Raw genomic sequence first — 15,693 nt, forward strand, 5'->3', positions numbered from 1 at the left:
GAACGTCGGGACCTGGCGCCAACCGAACGCGCACGAACGAGATCAAGCTGGATACCGAACCGCGCCGGGTTTGTCGGAGGCTGATTGGCTTGGAAGCTACGCCGCCATCGGGATAGCCTCAAGCGCGGCGTAGAAGGCTGCTTCGGCTTCGGCCGGCATCGCCGCGCCGTGTCGGCCGCAGGCGGCATCGAGCGGGGCAAACCCGAGCGGGAGCTATACGGGATTCTGGGTGACGGCGACCTGAGAAAGGCGGTGTATCGAGGCGGGTGTCCAAGCCTGCCAGAACCTCTCCGGACAGATCGATACACCATGGAAGACAATAGCAACGTTGTCAGGCTTCGTCAGCCCGACGCGGTCGATGATCCCCTGACGGAGGTGCTGCGGGCCGGCGCCCGCCAACTCCTGGCGCAGGCGGTGGAGTTGGAGGTGGAGGCTTTCCTGGCCGAGCGGGCGGGCCTGAAGCTTTCGGACGGGCGAGCACGTCTGGTCCGTCACGGTCACGCGCCCGAGCGGGAGGTGCAGACCGGGATCGGGGCCGTCGCGGTGGCCCGGCCCAAAGTGCGGGACCGCGGGGCCGCCGATGGCGGCGAGCGCATCCGGGTCACCTCGGCGATCCTGCCGCGCTGGGCGCGGCGGACGCGCAGTCTCGATGCCCTGCTGCCCACGTTGTACCTGCGCGGGATCTCGACGGGAGACTTCCAGCAGGCGCTGTCGGCGCTGCTGGGCAAGGACGCGCCGAACCTGTCACCTTCGGTGATCGGGCGTCTCACGGGCGAGTGGCAGGCCGAACACGAGCGCTGGCAGGCGCGAGACTTGTCAACGCGACGATACGTGTATCTGTGGGCCGACGGGATCTACCTCCAGGCCCGGATGGAGGATCAGGCCGAGTGCATGCTGGTCCTGATCGGCGCCACGCCGGAAGGCAAGAAAGAGCTGATCGGCTTTCAGGCCGGCGTGCGCGAAAGCGCCCAGAGCTGGCGTGAGTTGCTGGTCGGCATGAAAGCCCGCGGCCTGTCGATCGCCCCGAAGATCGCGGTCGGCGATGGCGCACTCGGCTTCTGGAAAGCGCTCGACGAGGTTTTCCCCGGCAGGTGCCACCAGAGATGCTGGCTGCACAAAGTCATGAACGTCCTCGACAAGGTCCCGAAGTCCGTCCAGGGCGACATGAAGGTCGATCTGCGCGAGATCTCCGCGGCCCCCACCAGGGCCGCAGCCGAGAAGGCCATCGCGGCCTTCGTCGAGAAGTACGGCGCCAAGTATCCCAAAGCAGCCGAATGTCTCATGAAGGACCGCGACGCATTGCTCGCCTTCTTCGACCTGCCGGCCGAGCACTGGGATCATCTGCGGACCACGAACCCGATCGAGTCCGTCTTCGCCACGGTCCGGCACCGGACGGTTCGCACAAAGGGCGCCCTGTTTCCCACCACCGCCAAGCTGATGGTGTTCAAGCTCGTCATGGCAGCCGCCAGGACCTAGCGAAGGCTGAAGGGCGAAAACCTGTTGCCCAAGGTCGTCGCCGGTGTCACGTTCAAGGATGGGATCGAGGTCATCGAAGTTCCCAAAGACCGCGCCGCCTGATCGGCCCCGTCGCCCAGATTTCGACATAGCTCCCCGAGCGACCGGGTCTGCACAAGGTGCCAGTGTGCCATCCGGGCGTCGATGCGTCGAATGACGAGCGTCGCCGGGCCCGGGCGACGCAGACGGCGCTGGACAGCTTGAAGGGTCGGTGCGCGAGATCTCTGCGAACCGGCGCCGTTTCGGCTTGGCTACCAGAAGAACTTCGGCCTCTGGATCACCTCGATATGGGGCGGCATCGCCCAGGCCAGAACCTCGGCCTCGCTCTCTGGACCCGCACAGGCGATGGCCTGGACGGCATCGAACGGCAGGCTGTCTCGCACCAGCGCACCCGCATCGTAACGCCGGAGGCGATCGGGGTCGCTCGCATCCCTTCTGATGTGGTGACGGGTGATGAAATCCCAGGCCGCCTCGCGGAGGACGGCGGGGTCGTCCGACACGCCGTCGGTCGATCGCAGGAGGCTGCGCGCGTGGAACAGCGCCCGGCGCCCACGCTTCAAGAGTTGCTCCATGGACAGGCAGACGATGGCAAGCTGATGGCGCTCGAAGTGGGTCGCGCCCGCACCACCGGGTCGCGACGACGCGAAGGCGGCGAGCGTGCGCGGGGTCACCGACAGGGCCACATGCTGGCCGACCGTGCCGTGGAAGGGAGGTGCAAGCGACATTCCAGCCCTGTCGACGTCGTGAGCACGCACGCCGACGGTCTGCGCCGCGGGGTCGGCCAAGATGGTGGTGAGCGCGGGCAGGCTGCCAGTGCTGAGCGCCAGCCTCAGGGTGGCCAGCGGCTGCACGGAGAAGAAGACGGGATCATCCGCCGACAGCTCAGCGACGGTGTGCGGCATGCTCATGCTGATACTCCGAAATAGCGTCCGCCCCATCATCTGGTTCGTTAGCAATCGAGAGCGTAGATCACTCTCGTCTAGGTAGGATCGCTTGCGTCCGTATATCCGCATTTCTCATTCCAAATGGAAGAGAAAGGGTGAGTAACTATGCAGATTGGACCGACGTTAATCGAACTTGATCATTGTCAGTGTGCGACAGCGCTCTGACCACTGATCCTGAAAGCTACGGTTCGCCATCGCATTCACGAGGTCGCACCCCCCCCCTGTGCGCGGTGACATTGGCCGGCACTCGCGGCGCCATGTCCGTGATCGGGTATTCGGCGAATCCCTTTCACTCTGCCGCAGCAGCTCACCCCGCTGGACCACAGCCAGCCTCTCATCGGCCCGAGCAGGATTTTCAGGACTTATTTGCGGCCTGTTGATCTCCGCGGCCTGACCGGCGCCTCGTGGCACCGGGTCGATCGACGTCGATCAACTCACCAGCCACCGCAATGAGGGCGCGAGACCATGGATGACGAAAATCAAGATACCGGCGGGCATGCGCCCGGCATGCACCCGGACGGCTTCGCCGCGCGGCGGAAGCCGCTGCCCACCGCCGCGCCCGGCGAGTCCCTGAAGGCCTACGTGGCGCGGGTCGCGGTCGTCCTCGCCGCATGGCTGGATGCCACGCGGCGGTGGCGCCGCCGCGCGGAATGGGAAGTCATCCGTCGCGCCGTAGAAGCGGCCTATGGCGACCCAGTGGCCTTAAAGACGCTGGAAACTTATTTGGCGGCCGCCCGCAAGGCTGGCGTCGCGCCGTCTGTCCCGGTGACACCGGAGCCGCCCGCAGTACCAGCGCCGCCGACGACGTCCGACAAGTCTTCCAGCGGTGGCCGCAGCGCTGCCCAGCGCTCGCGAGCGTCCACGCGGGCACCCGATTACCAAAGGTTTATCGCCCCGCGCTCCTGACCACGATCGCAAAGGACCACACCAATGACTGACACTGTTTTCCGAATGGCCGAGACCAGTGCCGATCTCAGCCCGCACCGGCAGACACCCTTGGGCCAACCGGCGGCGAGCCTATCGTCCGCGGCGGGCGCGCTGATCGGCCCCTTCCTGACCGGCGTCGGGCCGATCAAGAAGGCGACCGCGGCCAACCGCCTGCTTCGGCGGGCCGTCAGGCACCTGATGGCGCGCCGGCCCGCAGCCATCTCCGAAAGCGTGAAGGCGGACGGCGCCCAGCCCGCGGCGGAGACGCCCGCCGCCTTGCAACTATCCCCCAAGCAGGAGCGGGCCTGGGTCGAGATCAAGCGGCTGCGCAAGTTCTTCGTCATCGTGCTGGATCAGAAGGGCGGTATCGGCAAGTCCGTCATGGTCCAGATCGCCTACGAGACGATCTCCATTGGTGAGAAAGGCGCGAAGAACAAAGTACTCGTGCTCGATGCCGATTTCATCAACAAAAACCTGTCACGCGTGGGACTGTCGGGCGCGGATGATGCCGTGCGCGCTGACAAGAAGGACCTTGAGGGCGTCCTATTCGAGGCTGCCGAGCAGATGGAGCTCGGCCTGGTGCATGGCGTCGTCGTCGACAGCGCGGCGGGGAGCGAGCATCACTTCCACCAGCACCTCGCCCCGCTCGCGGAACATTTGAAGAGCTTCGGGGCGCGCCTGATCGTGATCCGGCCCATCACCACCAACCCGCTCAACCAGGACAACTGCATCGACTTCGGGCGCAGCAAGGCCATGACGGGCGACATGGGCGTCGTCATGGTCAGGAACTTCGGCCAGGGGCGCGAGCCGGACGACTACACGATCTGGATGGAGTCCGACGAGCGCCGGGAGATGCTCGCGGCCGGCATGGTCGAGTGCGATCTCGAAAGCGCCGGCGCGCTGTGCTCGGACCTCGCGGCGGCCTGCGGGGTCAGCATCGCCGACATCGCGCGCAAAACCATCGCCGGCCTGGGATTGACCGGACGCAAGCACGAGATTGCGACGAAATACTTCACGCGTCGTTTTCAACTCTTTGTCGCGCGCTGGATGGCGCGTCAAACCATAACGTTCGAGTCCGCCTTTGCCGAAGCCATCCGCCGGACGTTCCTGCCGTGAGCGACGCCGAGAAGCGCTGGCTACCCGTCGTGCGCACCGCGATGCGCGACGTGGACCCGGCCGACTACATTTACAGCCCCAACCAAGCGCCCCCCGGGCGGCGGCCGCCGAGGGACGGGCTAGGGCGAGCAGTCCTTCTCGTCAGCACCTGCGTGCTCCTCACGCTCCTACTGTCTTTCGCAGCGGCGAGCTGGGCCGGATACCGCCGGGTCAGCCTCGAGGATGAACGGGCGCTGCGGGTCGTGCACGCGATCGACCCGGAGCACGAGGTGTCCACGGACGAGGAACTGTCGCGCCGGTGGGGGCTGCTGGCCGAGGCGTTCCGTATCGTGCGGACGGCCGTGGCGAGCCCTCCGAACGGCCAGGAGTACCCATACCTCGCGACACTGGCCGGGACGCCGAGCCCAGCCGTCAGCCCCGGGTCTGGTCCTGCGATCGTTTTGCTCGCCAACGCGCTCGACCTGTACCCGCCCGCGGTTCGAGGGCGCATGATCCAGCGCCTGCTTGCGGTCGCGGCGTCCATGGATCAGTGGGGCGTGACGGAGGCGCTCATCCAGTTGGCCAGGCTCACGACCCCGGTCCGGGACAGACTGTTCGCAGACCAGGCTGTCAGTTTCAGGCATCTCGTCGATCTCGCGGGAGCGGCCGCCGACGGCAGAGCGGTCGTCCGCAAGCTTGAAGCGGAGTTGCGCGAGGTCGAGGAGCGACGCGCCATCGTCCAGCGCAGGCTCGAGGATGCCGTCAAAGACACCGCCGAGGCCGAGCAGGCGTGCGCGCGGCCGATCCGCAACGCGCAGGCCTGCTTGGCACACATGTCGCCAAGCTCGCCGCGCTGATCTCGGGCTGGCTCGATGGCGCCATCGACCGATCACGGACGCCGGGGGCCTTCGGCGACGCAGCGCCGCGAGACGGGTCGTAGCCCGTTCAGCGTTCACAAGACCACGACTTCCATGCCGTCATAAACATTGCGAGCTGAATCGTGAAAGGTATCGAGGTCCCGAATTATATCGAGCAGCTTCGCATCGGTGAGGCCCACACGCTGCCATTGCTCGAAGAGGCCGTCCCAGAAAAAGGTCAATGCGTCGCTCTGACCCAAGATGTCCATCGCGCGGCGGTGAACGACTGCCTCCACCATACAAGGATTTGTTTGCGCTTTCCTTTGTCGCTCGATGAGAAAGGCGAAGGCATAAGCCTGAAAGAGCGGATCCCAGTTGGTGTATTCGTGATAAACGTCGTTCATGTTGACGCCGGTACGATGTGTCACCATCAGTTGGTCATCAAAGGCCAGCTTGCTTCCGTCGAAAGCTATCCGGCGACGCTCGTCAGGTCCCTCCACAGCGGCGTGCACATCTCGCCACTGTACGTCCAGTCGTGAAGCGTTTTCCCAGTTCACGAGCGTCCGACTGGATGTCTGCCTCAGCCTGAGTCGCAGAGCGGCTTTCATGACGGCGGCACAGAGATCGAGAGTTGTATTCCTCTCGACGACCAGCGCATCAGGCGACATCTGCTGCCAGTCTGCCTTCCCCAGCCGCTTGTACGCGGCTCGGTTCTCGACACCTGCCGCCCGTGCGATCGCGACCCCGGCCTAGTTGGCCACCTCGCTCGTGTTGTGGGCGACGGGGAGCCGGCCGCTGCGGTTGAGCTCGCGCAGGAAGGCTTCGATCCAGACGGGCCTCGTGAGGCCGCGTCTGATGTGCCCAAACAGCGCCGATCCAGGGTGGGTCCTGTAGATATAGAACTCCACCTCGATCAAGGCCACGAGGTGGTAGGTCGCGCTGCACGAGAGGACGTTCTGATCGTCGGAGAAGCTGGGCTGTCCGCGGCCGGGCGTCTCGGCCTCGCGGTCGTCGGACAGCTCGACGATGGCTCTGTCGAAGTTGCGCTTCTGCCGGGCGCCGACCGGATGATGCTCCGTCGCCTCGAGCACCTTCCAAAGCTTTCGATGTTCGGCGCTCGTGCCGAGCTTCCGGGCATCGTCCAGCATCATGATCTTGGCGGGCACGTCGGGGTGCCCCGAGGCGAAGCTCTGCCTGGCGCGTTTCAGGCCATCGATCAGCACTGCGGTGCCGTCGGGCCGCGCGTAACCTAGGCAGGGTGCTGCCAGGGTCAGGTCCGCGAACGCGCCGACCTGATCGCTCTGGCTGAGCGGCACGACGTCGATCGCCATCGTGGCGACCATCTCCGGCGTGAGCCGGCGATTTAGGGCCTGCACCATCCCCAGGTTCACGAAACGTGCGAGCCAGCCGACGTTGAAGATGCCGTCAGCACGAACCCACCGAAACTCGCGGCAGTTGGTGGGGCAGCGCCCGTCCGCGAGGTCGAGGATGGCCTGTTCGTCGGCTGTGGTCATGTGTGCCCCCGAACCATCTCTGTATGTCCAGCACTCTACCGCTTTTCGACGAACAGGACTGGGCGATGAGGCTCTCGATCTCGGCCTTGCCGCACTGAATCCTCCGTCGAGCGGCTCTCGGAAGCCGTGCCATGACGTCGTACCGATCGGACCCAGCATAGGGCTTGGGCCGCAAGCCCATCTCGGCGGCTCTAACCCTCGCCTGAAGCCCCCGCTTCTGTCCCAACCGCGAAGTTGAAGGAGGTCAGCGGCGCACCCGTCCCCCCGCCGTCAAGCATGGGGGCACTGCTCCCCGCGCCTGTCCACAGTGTCGTCGCGGATCGAATCAAGGACGCCAGCCGGGGTGGTACGGCTCGGCTGGCGCGAGGGCACGAGGCGCGGTCCGCGAGATAAGTCCTGAAAACAGAGAGTGGAAAAGGTGACAGTTGGATGCCTCCTCGCGGAGGCAGGCGTTGGCGCGTTCCGGGCATCGGCCCCGTCCGAAGCAGATCGACGGTAAGATCGCGCCCGCGCGAGCCGGCGACGTGCCGGCGCGACCGGACGACCGCACCGCCGTGTCCTCAGCGGGTATGGAGGGCGCCGACGCGACACCCCGATGCGATCCAGCGCACCGGCCTTGCACGGCCGGAGAAGCATCGCGGCCGCGGCGTGCGGGCCGGTCCACGTCGAGCAAGGCTTCGCGCGCGGCGGCGAGGAACGGGATGCCCGACAGCTTGCCGGCGGTCGAGATCGTCATGGCGGACGTGCCCGGGATCTCCCGCGCTGAGGTCGACGCCATTGAGGTGCTGTTGGGCGAGGACCTGCGCGCTTTCCTCGCCGGCCTGCCCGGGCTAGGCGGGGACGATCCGATCTGAGCCGGGCTCAGGTGCAGGGGGCGAGGGACGGCGATGGCGAGCGATGCAGGCTTGAAAGCCTTCCGGAACAGGGGGCAGGCCCGTCCCGCATCGGGCGCCGCCGTCTACCTCCGCGTGTCCACGACGCGACAGCTCCAAGGCGACGTCTCGATCCCATCCCAGCGCAGGGCTGCCCTCGCGCACTGCGACACGATCGGCAGGGCCGTCGTCGCCGAGTTCGTGGACGCCATCAGCGGCACCGACGATGCCAGGCCCGACTTCCAGCGCATGCTGGAGCTCACCCGCCAGCCCGGCTGCCCGTTCGACACCATCGTGGTTCACAGCCTGAGCCGGTTCTACCGCAGCGGTCCGGAAGCGGAGTTGCTCATCCGCGACTTGGCCAAGAAGGGCGTCCGCGTCCAGTCCGTGTCGCAGCCGATCGGCGACGACCACACCCAGGTGATGCTGCGTCAGATCATCGGCGTGCTCGATGAGCACACCAGTCGCGAGAACGGCAAGAACGTACGGCGGGCCATGCGCGAGAACGCCGAGCAGGGCTTCTGGAACGGCACGCCGACGCCGCTGGGTTACGAGTCGGTCGAGGCCGAGCGCCGCGGGACGAAGGTGAAGAAGCGGCTCGCCGTCGAGCCGGTCGAGGCCGAAGTACTGCACACCATCTTCGACCTGTACGACCGCGGCCTACCGGGCCGAGGGGCGCTCGGGGTCAAGGAAGTCGCCAACCTCCTGAACGAGCGCGGCTACAGGACGCGGAGAGGGGCGCGATTCGGCGTCGGCCCGGTCCACAGCATCCTGACCTCGAGCTACTACGCCACGGGGCTCTACCCCTACACGGTCGGAACCGGGCAGGCAGACGCTCCGGATGCTGCGAAGGTCACGGTGCACATCCCGATCCCCAAGCTGATCGACGAGGCGCAGTTCGAGCGCGTGCAGGCCAAGCTGGCCAGCCGCAACCCGAACGTCACGCCGCCGCGCGTCGTGAACGGTCCCGCCCTCCTGGCGGGCCTGACGAGTTGCGCCGCTTGCGCCGCCGGCCTGATGCGGACCGGGACGACGCGCCGGGGCAAGCGCTATTCATACTACAGCTGCGCGGGCCATAATTTAAAAGGCAAGACCGAGTGCCGCGGCTGCCACATGCCCGCGGACAAGCTCGACGACGCCGTCCTGGCCGCGCTGAAGGAGCGCCTCTTCGCGCCGGGCCGCCTCGGCGAGATCCTGAGGGTGCTGCTTGAGCGCCAGAAGCGGAACGACGCCGAGGTGGCGGGGCGGGTCGCGGACCTGAAGGCAGCGGTGGCCGACGCGGCGGGGAGGCTCAAGCGCCTGTACCGGCTCGTCGAGGACGGGGCAGTCGAGGTGGACGACGTGCTCGAGGACCGGTTGCGGGTGCTGCGCGCCGAGAAGGCCAAGGCCGAGGCGGCGCTCGGGCGCGCGGGCACCCACTCGGAAGCCGCGTGCGTGATCGACGAAGCCGTCCTCGAGCGCTTCGGCCAGCTCATGCGCGACAAGCTCGACCAGGGCGACGTGAATGCCCGGCGCGCCTACATCGCGTCCGTCGTCAGCACCATCGAGGTCGGGTACGACCGCATCCGCATTGTCGGACAGCGCGACACGCTCCAGCGGCTCGTCCGGCAGCATGAAGGCGGTGTTCCCGGTTTTGTACGCGGATGGCGCGCCCACGGGGAATCGAACCCCGGTTTTCGCCGTGAGAGAGGGACAAGTCGCCCTTTTCTGGTCAACGGTGGACGGACATGGACGCGCCGCCGCCTGAACAAAATGACGTTTCCGTCCTTGATCGTCCACGATCGTTTGCCTACGGCTTTTCAGTACGTTTTCCGTACGGAGGTCGAGCGCGATGGCGAGGGCGGTCCGGAACCCGAAGATGGATACCCGGACGGCACGGGCCGGCCTGGTCGCGAGGCGTGAGCCCTATTGGACGGTGATCGCGAAGGGATGCGCCATCGGTTACCGGCGCGGGGCTAAAGGCGGAACGTGGCTCGCACGGTTCCGCGATGAGACCGGCAAACAGCATCACGAGGCGCTTGGGGCCGCCGATGATGCCCGCGACCCCGACGGCCGCACCGTGTTTTCCTTCAACCAAGCACAGGAGCGGGCCCGCGCCTTCTTCGCCAAGCGAGCGAAGGAGCTGTCTGGCGAGATCGAGACCCACGCCGGGCCGTACACGGTTGCCCTGGCGCTCAACGACTATCTCGCGGCCCGAACCGCCCGGGGTTCCAAGGGCTTCAAGGCGGACAAGCACGCGGCCGACGCTCGCATTGTGCCGCTGCTCGGTATGATCGAGGTCGCGAAGCTCACCACGCGGCAGATCCGAGGGTGGGATTGACCCGGTTTCGTGGACGGTCAGTGGACTTGTTCGGGTAGGCTCGTCATAGGGCTGGCTTGGTCGTGATGGAAGCTCCTTTCGTAGTCGGTGGGAGATCGATAGCCGAGGCCCGAGTGCAGGCGCAGCGGATTGTAGAAGCCCTCGATGTAGGCGAAACAGGCCATGCGAGCCTCGGTCTGCGAAGAGAAGGACCGCCGGCTCAGCAGTTCGCATTCCAGGGTCGAGAAGAAGCTCTCGGCCATGGCGTTGTCGTAGGCATCCCCGACCGATCCCATCGAGGGCCTGACGCCGGCTTCCTTGCATCGATTGCCGAAGGCGAGCGACGTGTACTGACATCCTTGGTCGGAATGATGGATGACGTCTTTCGGCTTGCGTTGACCGATGGCCATATCGAGCGCGTTCAGGATCAGTTCGGTCCGCAGATGGTTCTTCATGGACCAACCGACGATCTTGCGGCTGTAGACATCGAGAACAACAGCCAGGTACAAAAAGCCGCTCATCGTCGGTACGTAGGTGATGTCGGCCACCCACAACCGATCAGGAGCCTGTGCCTTGAAGTTGCGGTCGACGAGGTCGGGCGCTGGTCGGGCCTCCTCGTCGCGCCGTGTCGTGGTCGGGCCGCCCTTGCGGTGACTGGCCCCGACAAGGCCGGCCGCGCGCATCAGCCGGGCGATGCGCTTGCGGCCGTGCCGCTCGCCCTGGGCCCGCAGGGCGGCATGGACCCGCGGCGCCCCGTAGGTGTCGCGCGAGGCCCCGTGCACATCCTGCACCCGCGCGAGCAGCGCCCCGTCTGCCACTTGACGGGCTGACGGGGCTCGCTCGCGCCACGCATAGAACCCAGCCTTCGACACGCCGAGGACGCGTGCCATCACGGCCACGGGGAAGGCAGCCTGGTTCGCGCTCATGAAGGCGTAGAGCCCGGGGGCACCACGCCGGTCTCCCGCGCGAACCAGGCCGCGGCTCGAGAGAGGATGTCGCGCTCCAGGCGCAGCTGCTTGTTCTCGCGGCGCAGGCGGGCCAGTTCATCCCGCTCCACCGATGTCAGTGTGGCGTCGACCGCTGCCGGCTTCGGCTCTCGCCGGCCGTCTCGGCGGTCCGCTTCGGCTACCCAGTTCCGGATCGCCTGGGCGGACGGTTCAAACTCTCGGGCCAGATCCTGCGCGTCGCGGCCGGAGCGGACCAGATCGACCAGCTGCTGTCGGAACTCTGGCGCATAGGGTGGACGTGTCTTGGGCATGGGAGAACACCTCGTGCGAAAGCATCATCGGTGTCCATCGAACCGGGGCAAGCTCAGACTGGCACGTTGGCCTCGCCGCCGCCGCGAAGCTGGTCAGGTCGAAGAAGGGCGCAGCGGAGCGCGCTACTAAGGCGCATGACGAAGACGACCCCGATGCCGTTCGTGCACGACGTGCCACGGCAAACCGTGTCCTGACGGTCCTGAAAGCCGCACTGAACCATGCCTACCACGAGAAGCATGCGGCCTCGGATGAGGCCTGGCGCAAGGTCAAGCCGTTCCGCGAGGTCGACTCCGCCGTGGTGCGGTTCCTCAAGGCGGACGAGTGCGTGCGACTGGTCAACGCCAGCGAGCCCGCTTTCCGATCGCTGGTGCGTGGCGCCCTGGTCACAGGCGCCCGGTATGGCGAGCTTGCCCGGATGCGGGCCGAGGACTTCCACCCCGAAGGCGGAACCATCGCGGTGCGGACGTCGAAGGCCGGCAAACCTCGTCATGTCGCTCTCACCGATGAGGGGCAGACCGTGTTCAAAGCTCTCACCGCCGGGCAAAACGGCCGCACGCTGGTGTTCCGGCGCGACGACGGCGAGCCCTGGAAGGCATCACAGCAACAGAAGCCGCTCGACGTGGCTTCGAAGCGGGCCTGCATCGACCCACCCGCGACTTTCCACGTTCTTCGTCACACCTATGCGTCGGCGCTAGCGATGAGGGGCGTCCCCATGGGCGTCATCGCGGCACAGCTCGGCCACGCCGACACCCGCATCACCGAAAAGCATTACGCCCATCTCGCACCATCCTATGTGGCGGAGACGGTGCGGGCCGCCTTACCAGCAATGGGCATCGTCGAGCCGACTAACGTGACCCTGATCGCACCGACAAAAAACGTTGGTGGACAATAGAGGACGACGATGGAATGATTACCATCGGATTGACCATTCCTGGATTCCTTATTGAAAGATGGATAGACGAAGTGGATAATATGCAGGTCTTGTATCGAACCTGTGCAGAAGATGCTGCAGCCGTCACCCGTCTTGAAATCCAAGCGCCTTGTCGCGCTCTGCCCGCCTGATTTACACGAGGCCTTCCTGTGCCTCGCTGATCGCACCGGTGAGTCCGCAGGCGTGATCCTGCGCAGTCTCGTGGCCGAAGCCGTCGAGCGCGCCAAGCGTGGCGAGCCGCTGATGCTGAAACTACAGCCCGAAGCGACGCGCTGATGGCCCTCGACGAGCAGCGCAACCCCTTCGACGACATCGGCGGCGACGTCGCGTCCGTCTCCGCCGATCATCCCCTTGTCGCGCCAGTTCCGCCGCAGCCGGCTCCTGCCACGCCGGCGCCCGCGACCGAGCCTGTAGCGCCTGTGCTCGCTGCTCCGGCGATGGGTTCGGTGGACGAGGCCAACCCCTTCGACGCGGTCGGCCCCGGCGAACTCAAGCCCTATCGGGCGCCGACCACGGCCGGAGCTGCCGGGCTTCACGAAGCCGAGCGCGGCGTCTTCCCGACCATCGCTGCCGCCGGTGCTTTCGGGCCCGGCGCCGCTGGTGGTGCGGCGCTCGGCGCCTTCGGCGGGCCGTTCGCTCCCATCACAGTCCCCGCCGGCGCGCTGATCGGCGGCCTGCTGACCTCGACGGGCGCCGGCTACGTCACATCCAAGGCGCAGGACTACGCGATCTCCAAGCTGCCGGAGTCATGGCAGGAAGCAGCCGGACAGGACGAGGGGACCCGCCGGCGCGAGGCTGCAGAACACCCCGATGCGGTGATGCTGGGCGGCTTCGCCCCCATGGTGCTGATGGCGTCGCCCGGTGGCTTCGCCCGCACGGCGCAGCTCGCCCAGAACTCGACCGCGATCCAGCGCCTGATGGCGAACCCGGTCACGGCCCGTATGTTCGGCGGAACGCTGATGGGCGGGATGGAACTCGGCCAGGAGAAGGCCGAGGGCACCCCGATCGACTGGCGTCGCGTGGCGACTGCCACCGCCTTCGGGACGGTGTTCAACAAGCCCACGCGAATCGGCGAGGCCATCGAGACCTGGGGCGGGCGGCTCGGCCGCGGTGTCACGCCAGAGGCGGCGCCGGCCGTCGACGCCATCGCGGCGGAGCAGGATGGTGGGGGGCCGCAGGGTGCTCCCCCAAGCGCGGGCACGCTGTCGCCCGAGCCCGGCATGGTCCGCTTTTTTCACGGCTGGCGGGGCGGCCCCGATCCAGCGAGCGGCGGGGCGCGATGGGTCGCGCCCAATGCTGAGTACGCCCGCAATTTTCGTGCTTTTGACGGGCCAAAGACGGTCCACTTCTTCGACGCCACCCCGGAGGAGGTGACGCCACATGGCGGCTGGGACGAGGTCAACGGCTTCGCGCAGAACTTCGAGGCACCCGAGCACCTCGCCGGCCGGCTCCAGCCCTACACCTTCCCGCCGACCCTGGCCGAGGCCGCCGACCTCAAGGTGATGGGCCCCGGGATCACGGAAGACGTGTTCCGCGGCGACCACGTCCAGGACGGGGCGAGCGAGATGGCGGCGCAGGAGACTGCCCGCGCCGAAGCGGAGGTGATGCGCCCGTCCGTGCCCGGCCCCGCTCTCCACGAGGTCGCGCGCCGGCTCGATCCCGAGATCTTCGGTCGGTACGACGGGCTCGTGGTACGCCTACGGCGAGGGCCGCGGAAACGGGGCTTGCGGGTTTCGTCGCGGCGTGATCGCGGGTCGGGAAGGCCCGGGGCTGAGCGTCCGGGTCAGGCTGCGACGTCGAGGCTCGCCGGGGCGGCCGAGGTCGGCTTCCAGTTCCACGGCAGCAACTCGGCGAGGCGCTGGGCCGGGTGAGACGCGATGCGGCCGAGCACGTCGGCCAGCCAGGCCTGCGGGTCGACGTCGTTCAGCTTCGCCGTCACGATCAGGCTGTTGAAGAAGGCCGCCCTCTGTCCGCCGCGGTCCGAGCCGGCGAACAGCCACGCCTTGCGGCCCAGAGCCAAGCCGCGCAGGGCCCTCTCGGCTGCGTTGTTGCTGAGGCACACGCGCCCGTCGTCGAGGAAGCGGGCGAAGGACGGCCAACGCTCGAGCATGTAGTCCATGGCCCGGGCCACCTCGGCACCGCGCGGCAGGCGGGCGCGCTCGGCGCGCATCCAGCCTTCCAAGGCCGCCACGATCGGGGCGGAGCGCTCGTGCCGCGCCGCCAGGCGCTCGGCCGTTGGCCGGCCGTTCACCTCCCGCTCGATGGCGAACAGCTCGTCCATGCGCCGCACGGCTTCGAGCGCCAGCGGCGCGATCACCGCCACCTTCTTGCGGGCCCTCTGGCGCGCCGCGGCCTCGATGTCGGCCAGCTCAAAGAACTTCCTCCGCGCGTGGGCCCAGCACGCGGCCTCGATGATCGGCGCGGGCTTGCGCCCGCCCTCGTAGAGCCTGCCATAGCCCCCGTAGGCGTCGGCCTGCAGCACCCCGGTCCAGCCGGCGAGGTGCGCCTGCGGGTGCTCGCCCCGCCGGTCGGGCGAATAGCGGAACAGGGCCGCCGGGGGATCGGCGCCGCCGAAGGGCTGGTCGTCGCGCACATAGACCCATACGCGGCCCGTGCTGGTCTTACCCTTGGCCAGCACCGGAACGGTGGTGTCGTCCCCGTGCAGCCGCCCCGCCGCCATCACGTGCTTCTCGATGAGCCGGAACAGCGGCTCCAGCACACCCGCGCAGGTGCCCACCTGGTCGGCCAGGGTCGACAGGCTGAGCGGCACGCCTTCCCGGGCGTAGCGCTCGGCTTGGCGGTTCAGCGGCTGGTGCTGGCCGTATTTCTCGAACAGCACCATGGCGAGCAGGCTCGGCCCCGCCCATGCGCGTGGCACGGCGTGGAAGGGCGCCGGCGTCTGGCTGACGCCCTCGCAGGCGCGGCAAGCGAAGCGCTCGCGCACGGTCTGGATCACGGTCCAGCTGCGCGGCACCACCTCCAGCGTCTCGGTGACGTCCTCGCCGAGTCTGGACAGGCGCGTGCCGCCGCAGCACGGGCAGGCGCCCGGGCCCGGCACCACGACGCGCACGCGCGGCAGGTGGGCCGGGAAGGGCTGGCGCGACGGCTTCCGACGCTCCGTCGGCGCCGGTATCGCGGCCTTGGCAGCGGCCTTCTCGGCCGCGAGGGCGTCGGTGGCCGCCGAGGCCTCGAGTTCCTCGAGTTGCAGCTCGTACTGGTCGATGAGGCGCTGCGTGCGCTCGGAGCGCTGGCCGTAGAGGGTCCGGTTGAGCCTGGCGATCTCCAGCCGCAGGTGGGCGATCAACGCGGCGTCGCCCGACAGCTGCGCCCTCACCGCGGCCGCCTCGGCCTCGGCGCGATCGGCTGCGGCCCGGGCTTCGTCCGCGCGGGCTTCGGCGGCCGCGAGGGCTGCGCGCAGCGCTTCGACGTCGATCTTCTCGGACTTGGGCCGCTTCGCCATGAACAGAGCCGATCATAGTT

Annotated in this window: 14 protein-coding genes and 1 pseudogene; 10 read left to right on the plus strand and 5 right to left on the minus strand. The window is 67.6% G+C overall.

Annotated features, from left to right (window positions below; all coding sequences use genetic code 11):
* Positions 1-309: 309 nt before the first annotated feature.
* Positions 310-1,578, plus strand: a pseudogene (locus tag L7N97_RS16475) (IS256 family transposase).
* 188 nt (positions 1,579-1,766) lie between these two features.
* Here L7N97_RS16475 and L7N97_RS16480 read toward each other — a convergent pair.
* On the minus strand, positions 1,767-2,423 hold the full coding sequence (locus L7N97_RS16480; protein ID WP_237479386.1) for a DarT ssDNA thymidine ADP-ribosyltransferase family protein: 657 nt from the start codon (positions 2,421-2,423) through the stop codon (positions 1,767-1,769).
* A 501-nt stretch (positions 2,424-2,924) separates the two neighbouring features.
* Here L7N97_RS16480 and L7N97_RS16485 point away from each other — a divergent pair.
* Genes L7N97_RS16485 through L7N97_RS16495 form a run of 3 tightly spaced genes read left to right on the plus strand, consistent with a single transcriptional unit; the run spans position 2,925 to position 5,338 of the window.
* Entirely contained in the window at positions 2,925-3,365 is a 441-nt protein-coding gene (locus L7N97_RS16485; RefSeq protein ID WP_237479387.1) for a hypothetical protein, read from the plus strand.
* Positions 3,366-3,389: 24 nt separating this feature from the next.
* Positions 3,390-4,502, plus strand: a complete 1,113-nt coding sequence (locus L7N97_RS16490) for a hypothetical protein (protein ID WP_237479388.1) — start codon at positions 3,390-3,392, stop codon at positions 4,500-4,502.
* Complete coding sequence (locus tag L7N97_RS16495) at positions 4,499-5,338, plus strand: hypothetical protein (protein ID WP_237479389.1); 840 nt, start codon at positions 4,499-4,501, stop codon at positions 5,336-5,338. Before L7N97_RS16490 ends, L7N97_RS16495 begins: the two co-directional genes overlap by 4 nt.
* 95 nt (positions 5,339-5,433) lie before the next feature.
* Here L7N97_RS16495 and L7N97_RS16500 read toward each other — a convergent pair whose 3' ends face one another.
* Both L7N97_RS16500 and L7N97_RS16505 read right to left on the minus strand, forming a co-directional pair.
* The gene (locus L7N97_RS16500; protein ID WP_237479390.1) at positions 5,434-6,006 is read right to left on the minus strand and encodes a hypothetical protein; all 573 of its coding nucleotides are present in this window, start codon (positions 6,004-6,006) and stop codon (positions 5,434-5,436) included.
* A gap of 81 nt (positions 6,007-6,087) precedes the next feature.
* Positions 6,088-6,852: a hypothetical protein gene (locus L7N97_RS16505; protein ID WP_237479391.1), complete on the minus strand. Its 765-nt coding sequence runs from the start codon at positions 6,850-6,852 to the stop codon at positions 6,088-6,090.
* A gap of 701 nt (positions 6,853-7,553) precedes the next feature.
* Between L7N97_RS16505 and L7N97_RS16510 the strand changes: the two genes are divergently transcribed.
* Genes L7N97_RS16510 through L7N97_RS16520 form a run of 3 tightly spaced genes read left to right on the plus strand, consistent with a single transcriptional unit; the run spans position 7,554 to position 10,044 of the window.
* Positions 7,554-7,706, plus strand: a complete 153-nt coding sequence (locus L7N97_RS16510) for a hypothetical protein (protein WP_237479392.1) — start codon at positions 7,554-7,556, stop codon at positions 7,704-7,706.
* 33 nt (positions 7,707-7,739) lie between these two features.
* Complete coding sequence (locus L7N97_RS16515; protein WP_237479393.1) at positions 7,740-9,626, plus strand: recombinase family protein; 1,887 nt, start codon at positions 7,740-7,742, stop codon at positions 9,624-9,626.
* Complete coding sequence (locus L7N97_RS16520; RefSeq protein WP_237479394.1) at positions 9,583-10,044, plus strand: hypothetical protein; 462 nt, start codon at positions 9,583-9,585, stop codon at positions 10,042-10,044. Before L7N97_RS16515 ends, L7N97_RS16520 begins: the two co-directional genes overlap by 44 nt.
* 17 nt (positions 10,045-10,061) lie before the next feature.
* Here the strand turns inward: L7N97_RS16520 and L7N97_RS16525 are convergent.
* Positions 10,062-11,281, minus strand: a protein-coding gene (locus L7N97_RS16525) for an IS3 family transposase (RefSeq protein ID WP_237479395.1) whose coding sequence is annotated in 2 segments (ribosomal slippage) — positions 10,062-11,002 and positions 11,002-11,281 — 1,221 coding nt in all. Because the reading frame shifts where the segments join, the coding sequence is not laid out codon by codon here.
* Here L7N97_RS16525 and L7N97_RS16530 point away from each other — a divergent pair.
* From L7N97_RS16530 to L7N97_RS16540, 3 genes are all read left to right on the plus strand, one after another.
* Positions 11,263-12,174, plus strand: a complete 912-nt coding sequence (locus L7N97_RS16530) for a tyrosine-type recombinase/integrase (protein ID WP_237479396.1) — start codon at positions 11,263-11,265, stop codon at positions 12,172-12,174. The two genes, L7N97_RS16525 and L7N97_RS16530, sit on opposite strands and share 19 nt — an antisense overlap.
* Positions 12,175-12,276: 102 nt before the next feature.
* Complete coding sequence (locus L7N97_RS16535) at positions 12,277-12,489, plus strand: hypothetical protein (RefSeq protein WP_237479397.1); 213 nt, start codon at positions 12,277-12,279, stop codon at positions 12,487-12,489.
* On the plus strand, positions 12,489-14,084 hold the full coding sequence (locus L7N97_RS16540) for a hypothetical protein (RefSeq protein WP_237479398.1): 1,596 nt from the start codon (positions 12,489-12,491) through the stop codon (positions 14,082-14,084). Before L7N97_RS16535 ends, L7N97_RS16540 begins: the two co-directional genes overlap by 1 nt.
* Here the strand turns inward: L7N97_RS16540 and tnpC are convergent.
* Entirely contained in the window at positions 13,997-15,673 is a 1,677-nt protein-coding gene (tnpC, locus tag L7N97_RS16545; protein ID WP_237479399.1) for an IS66 family transposase, read from the minus strand. The two genes, L7N97_RS16540 and tnpC, sit on opposite strands and share 88 nt — an antisense overlap.
* Between the last annotated feature and the right edge of the window lie 20 nt (positions 15,674-15,693).

Source organism: Lichenibacterium dinghuense (assembly GCF_021730615.1).
GTDB lineage: Bacteria > Pseudomonadota > Alphaproteobacteria > Rhizobiales > Beijerinckiaceae > Lichenihabitans > Lichenihabitans dinghuensis.